Consider the following 17,240-nt stretch of genomic DNA (forward strand, 5'->3'; position numbering starts at 1 on the left):
AAAAATGCCTAGCATAATAATGTAAAATGCAAGCATAACGATTACCAGGATGTATAGTTTTTTCCAATTTGGTTCTTTGGGCATATCACTCAAAACTAACTAAATTCGAAAAAATTCGATATGCTCCGGGCACACCGGCTTTTAGTTGTCTGAACCATGCCAATGAACTGTAAACAAAATATCCCTTGCCAACTTTTTTAACTAGGATTCCTGATCGAAGTTCTTTTTCATTTGGATCAGACATTGACAACAATTCATCGTAACCAGTACTGTATTTTCCAGGAAAATATAAACCACGCTCTTGAACCCAATTGTCAAAATCATCTGAATTGATTTTATTAAATTGATTAAATACTGGATGATTTGGTTTTAGAATTCGAACCTGAGCATATTCATCGGTAACACGATCTCTTGAAATTCCAAGCGTATCAGGTGCAAAATCATCGGTAATTAATTCAGCAGTCGTATTGTATTGAAAAATTACTTTTCCTCCTTGATTCATGTAACGGATTAAATCGTTTTTACAGGTTTTTAAATCAAGATTTGTGTTTAACGCACGGATGCCGAATATTAAAACATTGTATTGATCTACCCGAAGCTCTTTTAACATGGATGGACTAATTATTGTCACAGGGTAATGCATTTTTTCTAATGCTTCATCGATAAAATCACCAGCACCCTCAATATATGCGATACGTTTTTTCTTATTGATGACAATGGGTTTATTGATCAACTTTACAGTAGCTGGCAATAAAACATTCTGCCAGGGAATGTGCGGGTATTTAATAATTTCATGAGTAAATGAAACTGAATTGTTTATTAAAACAGGAATTTCAACAAGGTCCTTGCATTTAGAATCCAATTCAAGAATAAATTCAAATTCTTTTTCATCGCCATTTTTTTCCAATTGAAATTGATGGGACCATGGATTTGTGTTTATACAATTTGGTATTTTTAGACTCAATGAACCGGTTTGATTATTCGCATAAGCCTTTACTCTGAGTTTAACAATTGCACGATTGTTTTCGGGAATGAGAAGATAATCGGCTGATTTAATGCAGATACCTGGTAAAATATCCAAATTTTGCCGCACTTCACCTAAAACCGGATCGTCATTCTTGTAGATAACTTCACGATTTACTTGATATGTTTTGTTTAAAATTTCTACATTAAAGCTTGCAGTTAAATTGCGTTTTGTAAGCGGACGATTGTAATTTTCTAGAGCATCCACTCTGTAATAGCCACTGTGTCTTCCATTCCAAAGCCAGAATGGACTGGTTATGCCAAAAGCATTTGAAACAACACATCTGGTTTTCCAGGTCAAGGCCTGATTGGGTGTCAACTGAAATTGGATCAAGCTATCTTTTAAATCATTAATAATTTTAAATTTGATGATGCGGCTCGCTATGGGATTGCGAACAATACACTCTGCATTAATGGAAAGGGTATCGCCTGATGTTGTAATATTTTTATCAGTCGTTGCTTCAGCATAAAAACCGGCGCAATCCAGGATTAAACCAATCACTTCCTGTAATTTCAATTTTGTCCAATAACTTTCAGGCAAATCTTCAATATATGTTTGTATTTTTTGAAGGCGTGGAATACTCAACCAAGGTTTTTCCTGGCTAAAGTCAAGAATCAGCGAATCAATTTGCTGTTTTACATTGCCTCCTCCATTAATGCGCGTCCAGCTTAAATCAAGACCATCAAAGGGATTGGAATGAGATTTATCTTTCGGTTGATCTAAACGCTCAAAGTATTCAAGTTGACTGCCCCTGCTACTGTTTATGCCAAAACCTTGTGATTTATGCATGCTTCTGCTTTGTGCAGCAATTTCATTGTTTGAATAGCCATAAGCAGGTAAATAGGAGCCGACATCCAAATGGTATAAATTTGATTTATCCATTGCATCGAATTTTTCTTTTCCCCCAAAGAAAAACCATGAAGTATTAAAGTAAATCCGGGAAACAATGTGCATCTCTGTTCCTTTCAATGCATCCATTTTAAATAGTGGACTATTCGAAAATTTGGCTGCTTCCAGCCCTAAAATTGCGGATGCAGTATGATGGCCATGTGTTTTGCCGCTGCTTCTGTGATCAAAACGATTGATGATTACGTCAGGTTTAAATTCGCGAATTACACGTATCACATCGCATAACACACTATCATAATTCCAGATAGTAAATGTTTCCTCTGCATTTTTTGAATAACCAAAATCATTTGCCCTTGAAAAATATTGGATTCCACCATCAATTTTTCGAGCTTCCAGCAATTCGTTGGTACGAATGACCCCTAATTTTTCATCTAATTCAGATCCAATTAGATTTTGTCCGCCATCGCCACGTGTTAATGAGAGATATGCGGTATTTAATTTCATGTCTTTAGATAAAAAACTTATAAGACGGGTATTTTCATCATCCGGGTGTGCAGCTATATATAATACGGACCCTAAAACATTTAATTTCTTGATTCCCTCTAAAATCTCTGCACTTGTTTTGCATTTTTGAGCAAATAAACTAAATGGAAGGAAAACAACGAGTAAAAGCAAAGTGCATTTTAAATGGTTCATTTTAATGGATTTGGTAATGATTCTTCTCAAAAGTGGGTATAATTTTAAAAACCTGGGGTGAATTCTATAGCAACACAAAGATGAGAATATATGAGTTAACCAGCGATCAAAATTCATTTACATTTGTTGTCTAAGATATGAATATTAACAGTTCGAACCATGCAGATAAGGAAGTTTCTAAATTATTAATATTAGGACCCTGCAGTGCGGAGTCTCCGGAGCAACTTTTGCAATTGGGTAAGGATTTATTAGAGTTTAAACCCGATTACGTACGTGCTGGTATTTGGAAACCGCGAACCAGACCGGGACATTTTCAGGGATTTGGCGAACCAGCCATTGATTGGATGCTTGAACTTAAAAGGGCCTACGGATTTAAGATTTGTACTGAAGTAGCGACTCCTCAACATGTTGAGCTGGTTTCTAAAGCTGGATTCGACGCAGTATGGATTGGCGCACGCACTACGGTTAATCCATTTTATGTTCAGGAAATTGCTGAAGCGCTAAAAGGCAGTAAAATGGTTGTCTTCGTAAAGAATCCAATCAATCCAGATCTTTTTTTGTGGTTAGGAGCTATTGAACGAATTCAAGAAGCAGGAATCAAATCAGTTGCTGCAATCCACAGAGGTTTTAGTTTTTATGGAAATTCAATTTATAGAAACATTCCCCGGTGGCAAATTCCAATTGAGTTAAAACGGCGTCTACCGGATTTACGCCTTATTGCAGATATATCCCATATTAGCGGGAAACCTGACAACTTGTTGGAAATTGCTCAAATAGCCATGGATTTGAATTATGATGGATTAATGGTTGAAATTCACCCGAATCCCTCCATTGCATTAAGTGATTCAGATCAACAAGTAACACCAGCTTTTTTCAAAAAGGAGATCGCTTCTAAATTAATTCTGAGATCCGTCCAATCCACTGATTCAAAATTCAATCAGAATATTAAAGCAATTCGAAGTGAAATTGATTTAATTGATGAAAAAATTTTAGCCTTACTTTCTGAGAGAATGGCCCTGGCAGAGCATATAGGCCTTAATAAAAAGGAAATCAATATATCCATTTTTCAACCAGATCGTTGGGATGAGATCGTAGAACGGTTTCTGCTCTTAGGTAAAACGATGAATCTAAGTGAAGAATTTATTTTTTCATTAATTGAAGCAATTCATATTGAATCAATTCAACATCAAAGTATAAAAATGAATAAATAAAAAATCCTTTCCATCTGGAAAGGATTCTCAATTTGGTTTTAACAGATACTAATAGGTTTCGTTCTAATTATACTTTCAAAATGCATGCCAAGCTTTCAGGCAAGATGTGCATTTCGTTTTGCCATTTTGATTTTCATATCCATCCATCGGTTTCCCAATATCAAATTCATCCCGCGGTCTACTACAAAATGGCGGGCAATATTATAAAACCCCTTTGCTTTTAAGCTGATTGAATTGGAAGCCCGTAAAGATAAAGAAAAACCGCCGTCAGTATATTCAATATGATGCCAATACATACTGGGAATAAAGAGGGTTTCACCATGTTCGAGAATGGTTTCATATCCTATTAATTGTTTAATTCCGGGATATTTTTCCTCATCAAGTTCAATGGGATTGACTAAACAAGCAACAGTATAAGGAATGTGGTATAAATATTTTGATTGATCCTGATCAAAAAGCAATACGCGTTTCCTGTTTTGAAGTTGCGTTAGAAATACATGAGAGCAATCAATATCATAGTGAATTCTGGTATAGGACCCCTGGCCACCAAAAAACATAAATGGGAATTCATTATAAAATCCATCCATTATGTTTGGGATTTTAATATGCTGGGCCAATTCCGGTGCTTGTTTAAATATATTCCATAAAAAAATTCGAAGTTCGGTAGGTTCTCGCTGAATAAGATCCAAATAATCACCAAATTTCATGGTGCCTGTTGAGCTCATATAGTTTTTTCCAGCTTTGCTAAAACTGCTATCGTAAATTGGGACCTTCAAATGACCGTAATTTGTTTTTAAATATTCAAACGTCCATAAATCTTTTGCGGGCCAGTCATTTATAAGATCGGTGAACACAACTGGTTTCATTGGGTCCAGATAATTCTCTTTAAAGGAATCCCTGTTTAAGCCTGAAACTTTCTCAATAGGGTATAAATTCATACAACGGCGCTTTGTATTAAATTGATTACAAATTTAACATCCAATAGAATGCATCGTTCATTTAACAGAAGGATTTTAAAATTCCATAAGTGATTAATGTGTAAGCTATGGATAATCAAATACATAACAAGAATCTTTTTGTATTTTTTTCTGATGAATTTGGTTGCGGCTGTAGTTCCTTTTACCTTTGACAGCATTATGTCAAAACGCTATCAATCTTTGGGGGTCTCGGCTGGGAAGGAAGATGTGCATCATGCGATCCGAAATTTAGACAAAGGGCTTTTTGAGAGGGCTTTCTGTAAAGTTTTACCCGATTATGTGGGTTCAGACCCGGATTTTGTGAATTTCATACATGCGGATACCGCTGGGACTAAAACAAGTTTAGCTTATTTGGATTGGATGGATTCCAATGATTTTAGTGTATGGGAGCGAATTGCACAAGATGCCCTGGTTATGAATTTGGATGACCTGGCTTGCGTCGGCTGCTTTGATAATATCATTGTTTCATCTACAATTGGTAGAAATAAACACCTGATTCCTGGAAAAGTCATTGAACACATCATTATGGGTACCGAATCGTTTATTGCTAAAATGAAGGATTTTGGAATTCAAATTCATTCAGGAGGAGGCGAAACTGCTGATGTTGGAGATATTGTCAGAACCATAGATGTTGGGATTACTGCTTTTGGAAGATTGCCAAGACAAGATCTGATTGTAAATCAGATTTCTGACGGGGATTTAATTGTTGGACTTGCATCATTTGGACATGCAATCTATGAATCAAATTATAATAGTGGGATTGGATCAAATGGATTGACAGCAGCAAGGCATGATGTTCTCAAAAAGGACTATGCACTGGCAGAAGAATCATATGCTCCACAAACAGAGAAGGACTACATTTACACAGGATCCTATAAGTTGTCTGATCAATTTATTTTCAACAATACATCTTATCGGGTAGGGGATTTATTGCTTTCCCCCACACGAACCTATTTACCGCTTTTGCAATACTTTGTTAAAAATTACAGAGATGCTATTCACGGAATAATCCATTGCACCGGAGGCGCTCAAACAAAAGTTAAAAAATTTATTGATCCATTGCGAATTGTAAAAAATAATTTATTCCAGATTCCACCTGTATTTGAATTGATTCGCTCACAATCTTTGTGTAGTTCACAAGAAATGTATGAAGTTTATAATATGGGTCATCGCATGGAGGTATACACCAATGTTTCAGGTGCCGAAGCACTCATTAAGTTGGCTTCAGAATTTAATATTGAAGCACGAATTATAGGATTTGTCGAAAAGGCTGCGCAGCCTGAAGTGCTTATTCAATCAGAATTAGGCGAATTTTTGTACAATTGAGTGAAATGGCCATTGAACCCGGAGAAGAACTATTGTGGAAATATGCAAAAAGTCAATGCACAGAAGCAGAAAAAGTTTACATCGAAGCCTGGTTGGTAGCTGATCCTGAAAATTTTAAAAAATTTCAACGTATTCAATTATATACAAACGCTATGAGTCAAAATGAAACCAATCCAACCAATCCAGAGCAACCACAAGATGAAGGAAAATCAAGTTATCAGAATTATTTAATGGCGATTATCATTCTATTGATTGTATTTGTATTGTTGGGAATTTTCGCAATTTTAAATTCAAAATAATTTACCGGCATTTCCTGTATAACTTTCAGGTCTCAAGGCTTTCAATTCTGTTTTTATTGAATCAGTTACATCCAATTGATCAATAAAATTGTGTAGATCTGTTTTAGTTAGTTTCTGTTTGCCCCTTGTCAGCGTTTTGAGTGCTTCATAAGGATTTTTGTAGGATTCTCTTCTCAAAATAGTTTGTATGGCTTCTGCCAGGATTACCCAATTATCATTTAATTCTTCTGATAAAATAGATTCATTCAATACAAGTTTATGGATGCCTTTTTGCAAGGAGTCAATAGCAATATATGTATGAGCAATAGGTACTCCAATATTGCGCAAAACGGTGCTGTCTGTAAGATCTCGTTGCAATCTGGAAACGGGCAGTTTCTCTGCAAGATGGGATGCCAGGGCAGTTGAAACGCCTAAATTCCCTTCAGCATTTTCGAAATCAATAGGATTTACTTTATGTGGCATTGCAGAAGATCCTATTTCTCCTTCTATGGTTTTTTGCCCAAAAAAGTCCATTGAAATATATAACCAGATATCCCTTGAAAAATCAAGGAGAATTGAATTGATTCGAATCAATAACTGCATCCATTCAGCAAGCTCATCATAATGGGCTATTTGTGTTGTGTGCAGTTGGCGCTTTAATTTTAATTGTTCGCTTAAAAAAAGATCAGCCCATTTAGCCCAGTCAATTGAAGGGAACGCTGCAATGTGGGCATTGAAATTACCAGTGGCGCCACCAAATTTACCGGAATATTCAAATTGTGAAAGTGTATTAATTTGTTTAGAAAGTCGTTCAGAAAAAACCTTTAGTTCCTTTCCGACCGTTGTTGGACTTGCAGCCTGTCCATGGGTCCTTGCAAGCATCGGTACTTGTTTCCATGCTTCTGCGATTGCTTCCAAACTACTTTTTAAACTGTTTAATTTTTCGAGAAAAAACCGTTCAGTAAAGTCACGAAGGGACATTGGAATGGCTGTATTGTTGATATCCTGTGAAGTCAATCCAAAATGAATCAATTCAATATGTGATGTAAGTCCAAATGATTCACATGCATCTTTAATAAAATACTCAACTGCTTTTACATCATGATTAGTAGTTGTTTCAATTTTTTTAATTTGAGCAGCTTGTTCTAATGTAAAATCATGATATAAGGATCTTAGTTGGATGCATTGATCAGATGTTAATTTATATTTTAAATCGAGCGTTGAACTCAAGTGAATGAAATATTCTATTTCAACCAATACCCGATATCGAATCAAAGCATATTCAGAAAAATACCCAACAAGATCTTTGATCTTGTTTTCATATCGACCATCCAAAGGAGAAATAGCTTGAAGCATTTACTATATTTTAATTTGTTTTGGGTATGAAATACTTACGACTTAACCAATATATAAATACAATGTGTAAAAACCCAAATACTTCAAATCCTATTAAATGCATAGGATATGGGTGTAAAATTAATGGGTTATTGGCTTTTGGAGCCTCCATTAAATAAATGTAATTGGAATTAAACAACAAGTTAAGACAATAAACCACTAATAAAACCAGATTTCCAAAGCAAAATACACGAAGCCAGGAGCGATCTCTGGGTTTCATATTTAATACGATTATCGCATAAAGGGGCACAAATATGATGGCACTATGGCTGAAATAATAATCTAAAAAGAAATAGTCCGAATAACCATGAGTTAACTCTGGAGTAATCAAGCTCTGCAAAGCTCCGGCGAGCCCTAACATCAAGATAAACTCGAACAAGAAATAATTGGGTTTTATTAATACAATTATCAGTGAAACATAGGAGATATTACATAAATGCAAGGGCAGTGAATCTTGGACTGTAAATTGGCCCATTTGAAAGATATATGCAAACAAATAGACTTCCCTGATTATAAAAATGCCGGCCAGGAAATACCTGTATTTTTCTTCAAATCCATTCTGCTTTGCGTACATTCCGGCCCATAAAAGCAAGCCGTAAACAATTAGACTAAACAACAATCCCCAAAACCATTGTGTAGATAGGACGGGTACAATGTAATGTTCATGCATTTATGTGTAATTTAATGTAATGCAGCACGAATTTCTAAATTTCGGATCACTTCTGACTCAATATCCGTCCAACGATCAAGCCATAAATACACGGTATCCTCCGGGAAGTAATTTAAAGCCATCTTGACGTATATATGTCCATGCTTTGCTTCAGAAGTCCAAAGCATTTTGTAAAATTTTTTAAGATCTTCATCTTCAAGTTGTTCAGCAATTAAACGGAAACGCTCAGCACCTCGGGTTTCTGCAACGGAAGCGATCAGTAAACGATCTAAAAATCGTTCTTCAAGTCCAGTTCGTGTGTTTCTTAATAATTCGGATATATACGGGTCTTTGGCCATTCCGCTCGGTAATTGAATCCCTCTTTGCTGCATGAGTTCATAGACCATTTTAAAATGCTCCAATTCTTCCAGGGCTGTTTCAATCAATTCGGGAATTATTTCCGTTCGATTTGGATATTTGGCAACAAAACTTAGCGCCATAGCCGAAGCTTTGCGTTCACAATCAGCATGATCGATTAAAAATGAATTAAAATCAGCTAGAACAGCTTCAAGCCAAGACCTGGGACTTGGAAAGCGGATATCAAGATTTAACTTCAAAATTAACTGGCACTAAACATCCAATACATCAACAACATGAGGATGACTGCAACGACAATTAACACATAAAAAAATTTGCGTTCTCCATGTGAGCTGCCTGATTTTGAAGTGCGTTGGTTTTTTGACATATTTTTTATGTTGATTCGCTCAAAATTAAATAATCTAATTTAATTATAGGATATAATGATTCAATAAATGCTTTCTTTTAAGTGTGCTGTCTTAAAAAATCTATAATTCGCTCATCAGATCGGATGTCCTGCCATCGTAATTTTTGTTTTAATTGAATGCCTTGCAGGCTTTTACATCTGCTAAAAGCTACATAGGCTTGCCCAAATTCAAAAGCGCCTGATCCCATTTCAATTGCAATGTTTTCAAATGTTTTGCCTTGGCTTTTGTGAATGGTGATTGCCCAGGCAAGTTTTATTGGAAATTGAATAAAATGACCAACAACTTCAGTTTCCAGGTCCTTGTTTTTTCCCGGAGAAAGCTTGTATTTAATTATTTCCCATGTAAATGCTTCCAGTTCAATTCGTTTGTTCTCAATGTCTATTTCAATTGAGTTTTCATTTAATCTACGCACAACTCCCAAACTCCCGTTGACAAAACGTTTGGATGGATCATTTCTGGTAAAAACCACCTGTGCTCCAATTTTTAATATCAATTGTTCTTCGCCGGGATATTGATTTAATTGCACTTGGCCATTTATTTTGGCCTTATAAATTTTAGGAACATCATCTAATGCCTGCAACCGTTCCATATTAATTCGGTTTGCAGAAGCATTGGTTGTGCACAAGTGGATTTGTAAGAGGTCCGGTTCATCCTTTGGCATGCAACAAATTTCGTTGATTTCTTCAAGTTCATCAGCATCCAGATCATTCATTCGGATCTTTTCCAATAATTTAATAAAGTAAGGATCCGATTGTCGGTAAATGCGATTCAGTTCAATCAATTCAAATGATTCAATCAAATTAAAGACCTTGGCTGAGAAAAAATAGGGACTTGCATATTCTTTCTGGAAATATTCTTTTTCAAAACTGGTACTAATCACAGGAGGTAATTGAAACAAATCACCACACCATAACATGGCTTTTCCGCCAAATGGTTTTCTAACTCCAGTCGAAAGTTGAAGCAATTGGTCAATATGGTCCAACAGTTCTGCGCGAACCATTGAAATTTCATCTATAAAAATTAAATCGATCTGTTCAACAAACTTTTTAGGAAGGATTTTATAATCTGCTTGACGAATCCATCCTGGGGGAAATTTAAAAAAGCTATGGATGGTCTGTCCTTTAATTTGAACAGCAGCTACTCCGGTAGGAGCAAGGTAAATGACTTTTTTTGCATTCAATTTTTTAAATAACTGAATCAAACTGGATTTACCAGTTCCAGCTCTTCCGGTTAGAAACAAACAGCCTTGCAGTGAATCCAACTGATCCAAAACATAATGATGTTCTGAATTCAGTTGAAATATAAACGAATCATCCATTCACACCCGCTTTACCTATCAAAATAACAGATAACAGGAAAATGATCACTAAATCCACCTATATATTGATTTCCTGAAAAGGTTCGTTTAGGGTAATTGCGAAAATGCCCATTCTTTTCAAGCATAAATGCTCTTCTGAATATTAAGTGATCTGTGAAATGATAACTTTGATTGGATTTATTTAGCAGTGAACCAGCAAGAATCATTTGATCAAAAAGATTCCAGCTATCTTCATAAGCAGTAGAACCTTCTCCATTTTTATAATTAGCATAAAATGGGTTAAAATAAGTTATACTTCTTGATTGATTGATTTGCGTTTCTGTCTCTAGTCCTTTCATTAAACTGATATCATCCGGGTTGTCGTTGAGATCTCCCATAATGATTATTCCAGCTGTAGGATCTATTTGCAGGATAGAATCCGCCAAATGTTTGTTTAACTTAGCTGCAATAACGCGATAGGGTGTTGTTAATACTTCACCACCTCTCCGGGAAGGCCAATGATTGACAAATACATATAGCATCTGGGTACCAAGTTTGCCTTTAACCATTAAAATATCACGGGTCAATCTGGGACTGCTGTCTCTTTCAAATAGAGGTATTTTAATTGATTTGGACTGGAGGACGGTAAAGTAGTCCGCACGATATAAAAGTCCGACATCAACGCCTCTGGGATCATTGGAATTATGATGCACTATCTTATAATAGCTTGAATTTATTTGTTTGTTTTGTACTAAATCTTCTAAAACAGTTTTGTTTTCAATTTCACAAACCCCGATCATAATCAATGGGACTTGTTTGCGAGCTGTTTCCATAGCATGAATGACCCGTGCCATTTTTCCGATTTTGTCCTGGTATTTTTCTGGCGTCCAGTTTTTTAATCCATTGGGTGTAAATTCTTCATCTATTGTAAGACTGTCATCGGAAACATCAAAAAGGTTTTCTAAATTATAGAATCCGATGCCAATCTGTTGCCCAAATAGGTCGGAAAAAGGGAAGCACCAAAACAGAAAAAAGAGCGTACAGTAAAAGTATCGAAATATCATGCTAATTTTGTTATTTAAAACCTGAGGTGGTTTATTCTTACACAAAGTAACAAAAAGCGGAAATAATGCATTCCCAAATAGTGTTCATCAAGTCATATTTAATTGTATTTATTTCCATCCTGCTTGCGGGACCATGTTTTAGTCAAGTATTAAAGGGGAAAATTGTCAATAATCAAACCCAAGAACCTATAGGGAGCGCAATTATTAGAGATAAAACGACTCAGAAAGATTTTATTTCTGATGAATCCGGGTATTTTTCTATAATGCTTGATAATCCTGAGCAGTTGTTGGATTTGGAAATCATCAAAGAAAATTTTGCTTTATTTTCCATAAAATTATTTGCAACAGATTGGAATACAGACATTCAAGAGTTTTATTTGGTATCAAGTACAGGCAGATTGGCCAATGATCAGGAAACTTCAACCAGTACAAATGATCAGGAAACCGATGAATCTGACGTTTATAGCCTTTTGTCATCATCGGATGATCCGATTTTAGAAGCTGCCAGTTTTGACTGGAGTTCATTCCGGTTCCGACTGCGTTCTGTGCAATCTGTATATGATCAATTTGGTATCAATGGATTTATACTCGGAAATTTAGTAACAGGCTATTCCCAATACAACCTATTGTCAGGTCAAAATTTATTAACCCGTTATGGGGAGGCTTATCGAAGCTTTAAAGACAATCCTTATGATTTTGGAAGTTCTGGCCTAAGTCAATGGATTGATGCAAATGCCGCAAGTTTCAGAGAAGGGCTGGTGCTTCGATATTCTGAATCCAATCGGGCATATAGACACAAAATGGATGTCCATTATGTATCGGGTGCACTTAATCACAATTGGTTTTTAGTTGCTGGGTTAAACCGGCGTTGGGCACAGGAAGCTTATATACCAGGGAGTTATTACGATGCTTGGGGAGCATATCTTGGTGTTTCAAAATACCTTGGAAAGCATCATTCACTAAACTTCTTAGCAGTTAACGCACCAGTTGAGCGAGGGAAGGCTAGCCCTGCAACCAAAGAAGTTTATGCCCTGGCTAAGGATAACTATTACAATTCCTATTGGGGGCTTCAAGAGGGTGAAATCCGGAACTCTAGATCTGCTAGTTCAAAAATTCCAATGGCCATGTTGAATTATTTGTGGACCCCGAATGAGTCAATCCAAATTGAATCTGGTGTACTTGGAATAAAAGGAAAGCGCGCTGACAGTCAATTAGATTGGTACAATGCACCAGACCCTAGACCCGATTATTACCAAAAATTACCTTCCTATATTGAAGACAGCTTGGTTGGAGAAAGTGTACGGGATGCCTGGGAGCAAAATGTTAATGTACGACAAATTAATTGGACTCGTTTATATCATTCCAATTATGCAAATTATTCTATTGTTGAAAATGCAAATGGAGTTAATGGAAATACAGTTTCAGGAAACAGAGCAACTTATTGGTTAAATGAAAGACACGCAGATCCTGAAGAGTTGCAGTTTTTTGCTAAATTGAACTGGAATTTAAAACGCCATCTTTTTAATTTAAAATACCGTTTACGGGCAGGAAGCCTTGACAATTATTTGGAACTAACGGATTTATTGGGAGCAGATTTCCTTGTCGATGCAGAGGATTTTATAGACAACCCAGATTTTCAGCATCCTGACATTCGATATTCAAACCACATCATTCACAAAGGAGATGTATATGGGTATCGTTATAAATCTCACCATTCAAATCATTCGATTTTAACGGATTACAATTATTATGGTAAACGTTTAGATTTTAATGCTGGAATTTCTACCGATTTTAATTCATTCTACCGGGAAGGATTTTTTCAAAACGCAATCAATCTAAATTCTTTGGGTCAATCGGATAAAATCAATCAAACGGGGTATGCTGCCAAAACAATGCTTACCTGGAAGATAAATGGTAGAAATTATTTCAGATTGAATTATGCATACCAGAAATTGCCCAATCGTTTTGATCAAACATTTGTTAATCCGGAATGGAGCGCAAATGTTTTAAAGGAAACCAATCAAACCAAAGTGCAAACGGCAGATTTAAGCTATTTTTATAAAAGCCCCAAAATTAAAATTGAATGCACAGCGTATGCTTTAAATTATAAAGACCAGATTATTAATAAAAACTTCTTTTTGGACGAGCAATTAGAAGCTGCAGGCAATGTTGATTTAGCGGATGGGGGATTGATTAATGCATTTTATACCAAACTAGACCAAAGGCATTTAGGCATAGAGACATCTCTTGAATATAAAATAGGAAGGGGCTTTGTGATTTCAGGAATTTATACAGTGGGGGATGCAATCTATACATCACGTCCTGAGATGTTATTGTTTGATAAATTTAGCTCCAGCAATGCGAAGCATATCATTTACTTAAAGAATTTTTATATTCCAGCGAGTGCAATGCAAGCAGGATCTCTTGTTCTTAAGTATAATTTTAAGCGAAACGGTTTTGCTACTTTGAGTTTCAATTATTTAAGCGATCAATATCTGGAGCCTAATCCTTTGCGTCGTGTCCCGCAAGCTGTAGCTGATTTGGATCCGGCCAGCACCCAATTTAATAAAATAATTAACCAGGAAAAACTTCCGGAAGCATTTTACATCAATCTGTTTTTATACAAAGGATTTAAGCTATTTAATCAGGATTTTGGTTTGACTTGTAGTATCAATAATTTATTAAATAGACAAAATCTGATTTCTGGAGGATTTGAGCAATACCGATTTGATTATGCTGAAAAAAATCCCGATAAGTTTCCTTCAAAATATTATTATTTGCAGGGGATTAACTATTTCTGTGGATTGAGTTGGAGATTATAATTTAAAATGAATTTAATTAAACTTGAAAATATGAATTTTATAAAAAGATACAGCGCTTTGTTTGTATTTGGATTGTTAGGAATTACTGCTTGTCTGGATCACGATTTTGATAAGCCACCTCAGCCTGTAGCAGAAATTGGCTTTGATCCAAATTCCTCTATTGCTGAATTAAAATCAAAATATGTATCTGGAAAGTTTACAACGATTACAAACGATTTTTTAATTCATGCGACAGTAGTAGCAGATGATAAAAGTGGCAATTTTTATAAAACGATCGTGATTCAAGATTCAACTGGTGGAATTGAATTAAAATTAAATCGAACAGGCATTTATACTGATTTTCCTGTAGGTATGAAAATTGGATTAAAATGCAAGGGTTTGACAATAGGAGATTACAATGGGTTGATTCAATTAGGTTTGGGTACTTATCAAAATGGGAACTATACGAATTTATCTGGAATAGAAGATGTGTTAATTGACAATTATGTCTTTAAAGGACCTAAAAATCAACCCATCGTTGCAAAGAAAAAAACTATAAGTACCTTAACAGCACAGGATATAAGTACTTTAATCCAGTTAGATAATGTTGAATTTGCGCGAAGCGATACCGGTACAACCTATGCAGATGTGATTGCTAATGTTTCAGTCAATCACACATTAACAGATTGCAATAAAAATGAAATCTTGTTGCGCACCAGCAATTTTGCAGATTTTGCCGGCTCTGTAGTGCCATCAAAGAATGGAAGCATAACAGCCATATTGAGCAAATACCAATCTGATGCGCAGCTCTATATTAGAAACTTAAATGATGTACAATTTACAAACGATCCATGCCTGGGAGGTGGAAATTTAACCCAGATTTCAATTTTGGATTTGAGAAAAATATTCACAGGAACCATTACAAATGCGCCATCCAATAAAAAAATTGTCGGTACGGTAATCAGCGACCGGGTAAATATGAATACCACAACTAAAAACCTAGTCATTCAGGATGTTACTGGTGGAATTACTATTCGGTTTTTATCAAATCACAGTTTCAATTTAGGAGACCAACTTCAAATTAATGTATCTGATCAGGAAATTTCTGAATTTGATGGATTGTTGCAAATCAATAATGTTGACAATGCAAATGCAACCAAAATCGGTACGGGTAACATTGTTCCTCAAATTAAAACGCTTTCTGAAATCATCGCAAATTTTGAAAACCTGGAATCTAGCCTTGTTGAAGTATCCAATATTACAATTAGTAAAACGGGCTCCACAACTTTTTCGGGTTCATGTACTTTGAATGATGGGACTGGTAGTATGTTGTTGTTTACCAGAACCCAGGCTTTATTTGCAAATGAGAATTTTCCAACAGGGTCAATAAAGCTTTTAGCCATGGTAACTCAAGGTGGCGCAAATAAAGACATGCAATTAACCATGCGTAATTCAACCGATGTGAGTGGCGGAGGAGGTGGAGGTACACCAATTTTTATTAGTTTGCGTACGGTTCGGTCTTTATATTTAGGCACTACAACCAGTGTCCCAGCGAATCGAAAAATTCATGCAAGTGTTATAAGTGATGTCTCCAATGGCAGCACCACAACTAAAAACATTCACATACAAGATAGTAGTGGTGGAATGGTTGTTCGATTTACAGCTGACCACAATTTTGGGGTGGGAGATGATTTGGAAATTGATATATCATCACAAGAGTTGTCTGAGTTTTCAGGTTTACTTGAAGTCAATAATGTACCCTTGGCAAATGCTAAAAAAATTGGAACCAATGTACTGTTGCCAACACGTTATTCAATCAATCAGATACTTCAAAACTTTGAAGCATTGGAATCTACTCTGGTTGAGATTATTGGAGTTACAATAACCAAAGCAAGTGGTACCACATTTTCAGGTACCTGCACGCTCAATGACGGATCAGGAAGTATGGATCTTTACACACGCACACAAGCCAGTTTTGCAGGCACTAATTTTCAAACAAGTGTTGTCAAAATAATCGGAGTCGTTAATCAGGGTGGAGCAACTCAAGCCAAACAAATTTCAATCAGAAGTCTGAATGATATTACGCCTTAATGGCTTTGAGTATTACCAAGGAGGCATTCAGATTTAAACAGTTTTCGGTTTTAGTAAGTCCGGGTGTTTTTCCTATTACTACGGATGCTGTTTTGTTGGGTTCTTGGATTCAGCTTGATTCTTCAGATAGAATTCTTGATATTGGTACAGGGAGTGGTATCTTGTCATTAATGGCTGCTCAGAAAGCGGCTGTCCATGCAAATATTACTGCATTAGACAGTGATAAGAATTCAGTACAATGTGCAACGTACAATTTTGAACAATCTCCCTGGCAATCTAAATTGAATGCATATTGTTTGAATGCTGAAGATCTTTTAAACTCCAATTTAAATCATCAACTCGGATATCGATTCGATCAAATTATATGCAATCCACCTTACTTTTCGGATTCCTTATTGTCTCCCAATGGAGATAAAAACAGGGCCCGTCATCAGTTTTCATTAAGTTTTCCGCTATTAGTGAAAATTGCAGAAGCGTATTTAAATCCAGATGGTAAAATCAGTTTGGTATTGCCGGCTGTTGGTTCTGACATGCTTGTAAATCAAATGCAACGTGTAGATTTGTGTTTGTCCAGAGTTTTAAAAGTTCGAAATAAGCATGCATCAAAAACAAATCGAGTCTTATTGGAGTTCGCTAAATCTAAAACGGGATGTGTGGAGTTTGAGTTGTTTTTATATGATGAAAACGGAAAGCGCAGTAAGGAGTATTCTATTTTAACCCAAGAGTTTTATCTATAACAGCTTTTATTTAGGGGAAATAGCTGACTAGATCAAATTTTATAAGGCCAATACTAGGAA

The 17,240-nt window shown here is 35.9% G+C and carries 13 protein-coding genes; 6 read left to right on the top strand and 7 right to left on the bottom strand.

Going from position 1 to position 17,240, the window contains the following annotated elements; all coding sequences use genetic code 11:
- Positions 1–85: 85 nt before the first annotated feature.
- Positions 86–2,569 carry a PIG-L family deacetylase gene (locus IPJ80_12340; GenBank protein ID MBK7914269.1) on the bottom strand — a complete coding sequence of 828 codons (2,484 nt, stop codon included), beginning with the start codon at positions 2,567–2,569 and terminating at the stop codon, positions 86–88.
- Positions 2,570–2,706: 137 nt separating this feature from the next.
- Here IPJ80_12340 and IPJ80_12345 point away from each other — a divergent pair, with 137 nt between their 5' ends.
- Complete coding sequence (locus tag IPJ80_12345) at positions 2,707–3,780, top strand: bifunctional 3-deoxy-7-phosphoheptulonate synthase/chorismate mutase type II (protein MBK7914270.1); 1,074 nt, start codon at positions 2,707–2,709, stop codon at positions 3,778–3,780.
- A gap of 95 nt (positions 3,781–3,875) precedes the next feature.
- Here the strand turns inward: IPJ80_12345 and IPJ80_12350 are convergent, their stop codons facing one another.
- Complete coding sequence (locus tag IPJ80_12350; GenBank protein MBK7914271.1) at positions 3,876–4,718, bottom strand: cupin-like domain-containing protein; 843 nt, start codon at positions 4,716–4,718, stop codon at positions 3,876–3,878.
- Positions 4,719–4,916: 198 nt separating this feature from the next.
- On the opposite strand from IPJ80_12350, the gene IPJ80_12355 reads away from it, so the two are divergent.
- Both IPJ80_12355 and IPJ80_12360 read left to right on the top strand, forming a co-directional pair.
- Positions 4,917–6,083 carry a phosphoribosylformylglycinamidine cyclo-ligase gene (locus tag IPJ80_12355; GenBank protein ID MBK7914272.1) on the top strand — a complete coding sequence of 389 codons (1,167 nt, stop codon included), beginning with the start codon at positions 4,917–4,919 and terminating at the stop codon, positions 6,081–6,083.
- A gap of 5 nt (positions 6,084–6,088) precedes the next feature.
- On the top strand, positions 6,089–6,382 hold the full coding sequence (locus tag IPJ80_12360; protein MBK7914273.1) for a hypothetical protein: 294 nt from the start codon (positions 6,089–6,091) through the stop codon (positions 6,380–6,382).
- Here IPJ80_12360 and purB read toward each other — a convergent pair.
- The 5 genes from purB to IPJ80_12385 form a co-directional block, all read right to left on the bottom strand.
- Positions 6,374–7,717 carry an adenylosuccinate lyase gene (gene purB, locus IPJ80_12365; GenBank protein MBK7914274.1) on the bottom strand — a complete coding sequence of 448 codons (1,344 nt, stop codon included), beginning with the start codon at positions 7,715–7,717 and terminating at the stop codon, positions 6,374–6,376. The two genes, IPJ80_12360 and purB, sit on opposite strands and share 9 nt — an antisense overlap.
- Positions 7,718–7,727: 10 nt before the next feature.
- On the bottom strand, positions 7,728–8,426 hold the full coding sequence (locus tag IPJ80_12370) for a TIGR02206 family membrane protein (GenBank protein ID MBK7914275.1): 699 nt from the start codon (positions 8,424–8,426) through the stop codon (positions 7,728–7,730).
- Positions 8,427–8,437: 11 nt separating this feature from the next.
- Positions 8,438–9,022 carry a tRNA-(ms[2]io[6]A)-hydroxylase gene (locus IPJ80_12375; protein MBK7914276.1) on the bottom strand — a complete coding sequence of 195 codons (585 nt, stop codon included), beginning with the start codon at positions 9,020–9,022 and terminating at the stop codon, positions 8,438–8,440.
- Positions 9,023–9,227: 205 nt separating this feature from the next.
- The gene (locus tag IPJ80_12380) at positions 9,228–10,508 is read right to left on the bottom strand and encodes an AAA family ATPase (GenBank protein MBK7914277.1); all 1,281 of its coding nucleotides are present in this window, start codon (positions 10,506–10,508) and stop codon (positions 9,228–9,230) included.
- A gap of 11 nt (positions 10,509–10,519) precedes the next feature.
- Positions 10,520–11,551, bottom strand: coding sequence for a hypothetical protein (locus IPJ80_12385; GenBank protein ID MBK7914278.1), 1,032 nt, complete (start codon positions 11,549–11,551; stop codon positions 10,520–10,522).
- 65 nt (positions 11,552–11,616) lie between these two features.
- Here IPJ80_12385 and IPJ80_12390 point away from each other — a divergent pair, with 65 nt between their 5' ends.
- Genes IPJ80_12390 through IPJ80_12400 form a run of 3 tightly spaced genes read left to right on the top strand, consistent with a single transcriptional unit; the run spans position 11,617 to position 17,180 of the window.
- A complete protein-coding gene (locus tag IPJ80_12390; GenBank protein ID MBK7914279.1) occupies positions 11,617–14,373 on the top strand; it encodes a TonB-dependent receptor in 2,757 nt (918 codons plus the stop codon).
- 30 nt (positions 14,374–14,403) lie between these two features.
- On the top strand, positions 14,404–16,443 hold the full coding sequence (locus tag IPJ80_12395; protein MBK7914280.1) for a hypothetical protein: 2,040 nt from the start codon (positions 14,404–14,406) through the stop codon (positions 16,441–16,443).
- Positions 16,443–17,180 carry a methyltransferase gene (locus tag IPJ80_12400; GenBank protein ID MBK7914281.1) on the top strand — a complete coding sequence of 246 codons (738 nt, stop codon included), beginning with the start codon at positions 16,443–16,445 and terminating at the stop codon, positions 17,178–17,180. Before IPJ80_12395 ends, IPJ80_12400 begins: the two co-directional genes overlap by 1 nt.
- Positions 17,181–17,240 lie beyond the last annotated feature (60 nt).

This window comes from Saprospiraceae bacterium, assembly GCA_016714025.1.
Lineage (GTDB): Bacteria > Bacteroidota > Bacteroidia > Chitinophagales > Saprospiraceae > Vicinibacter.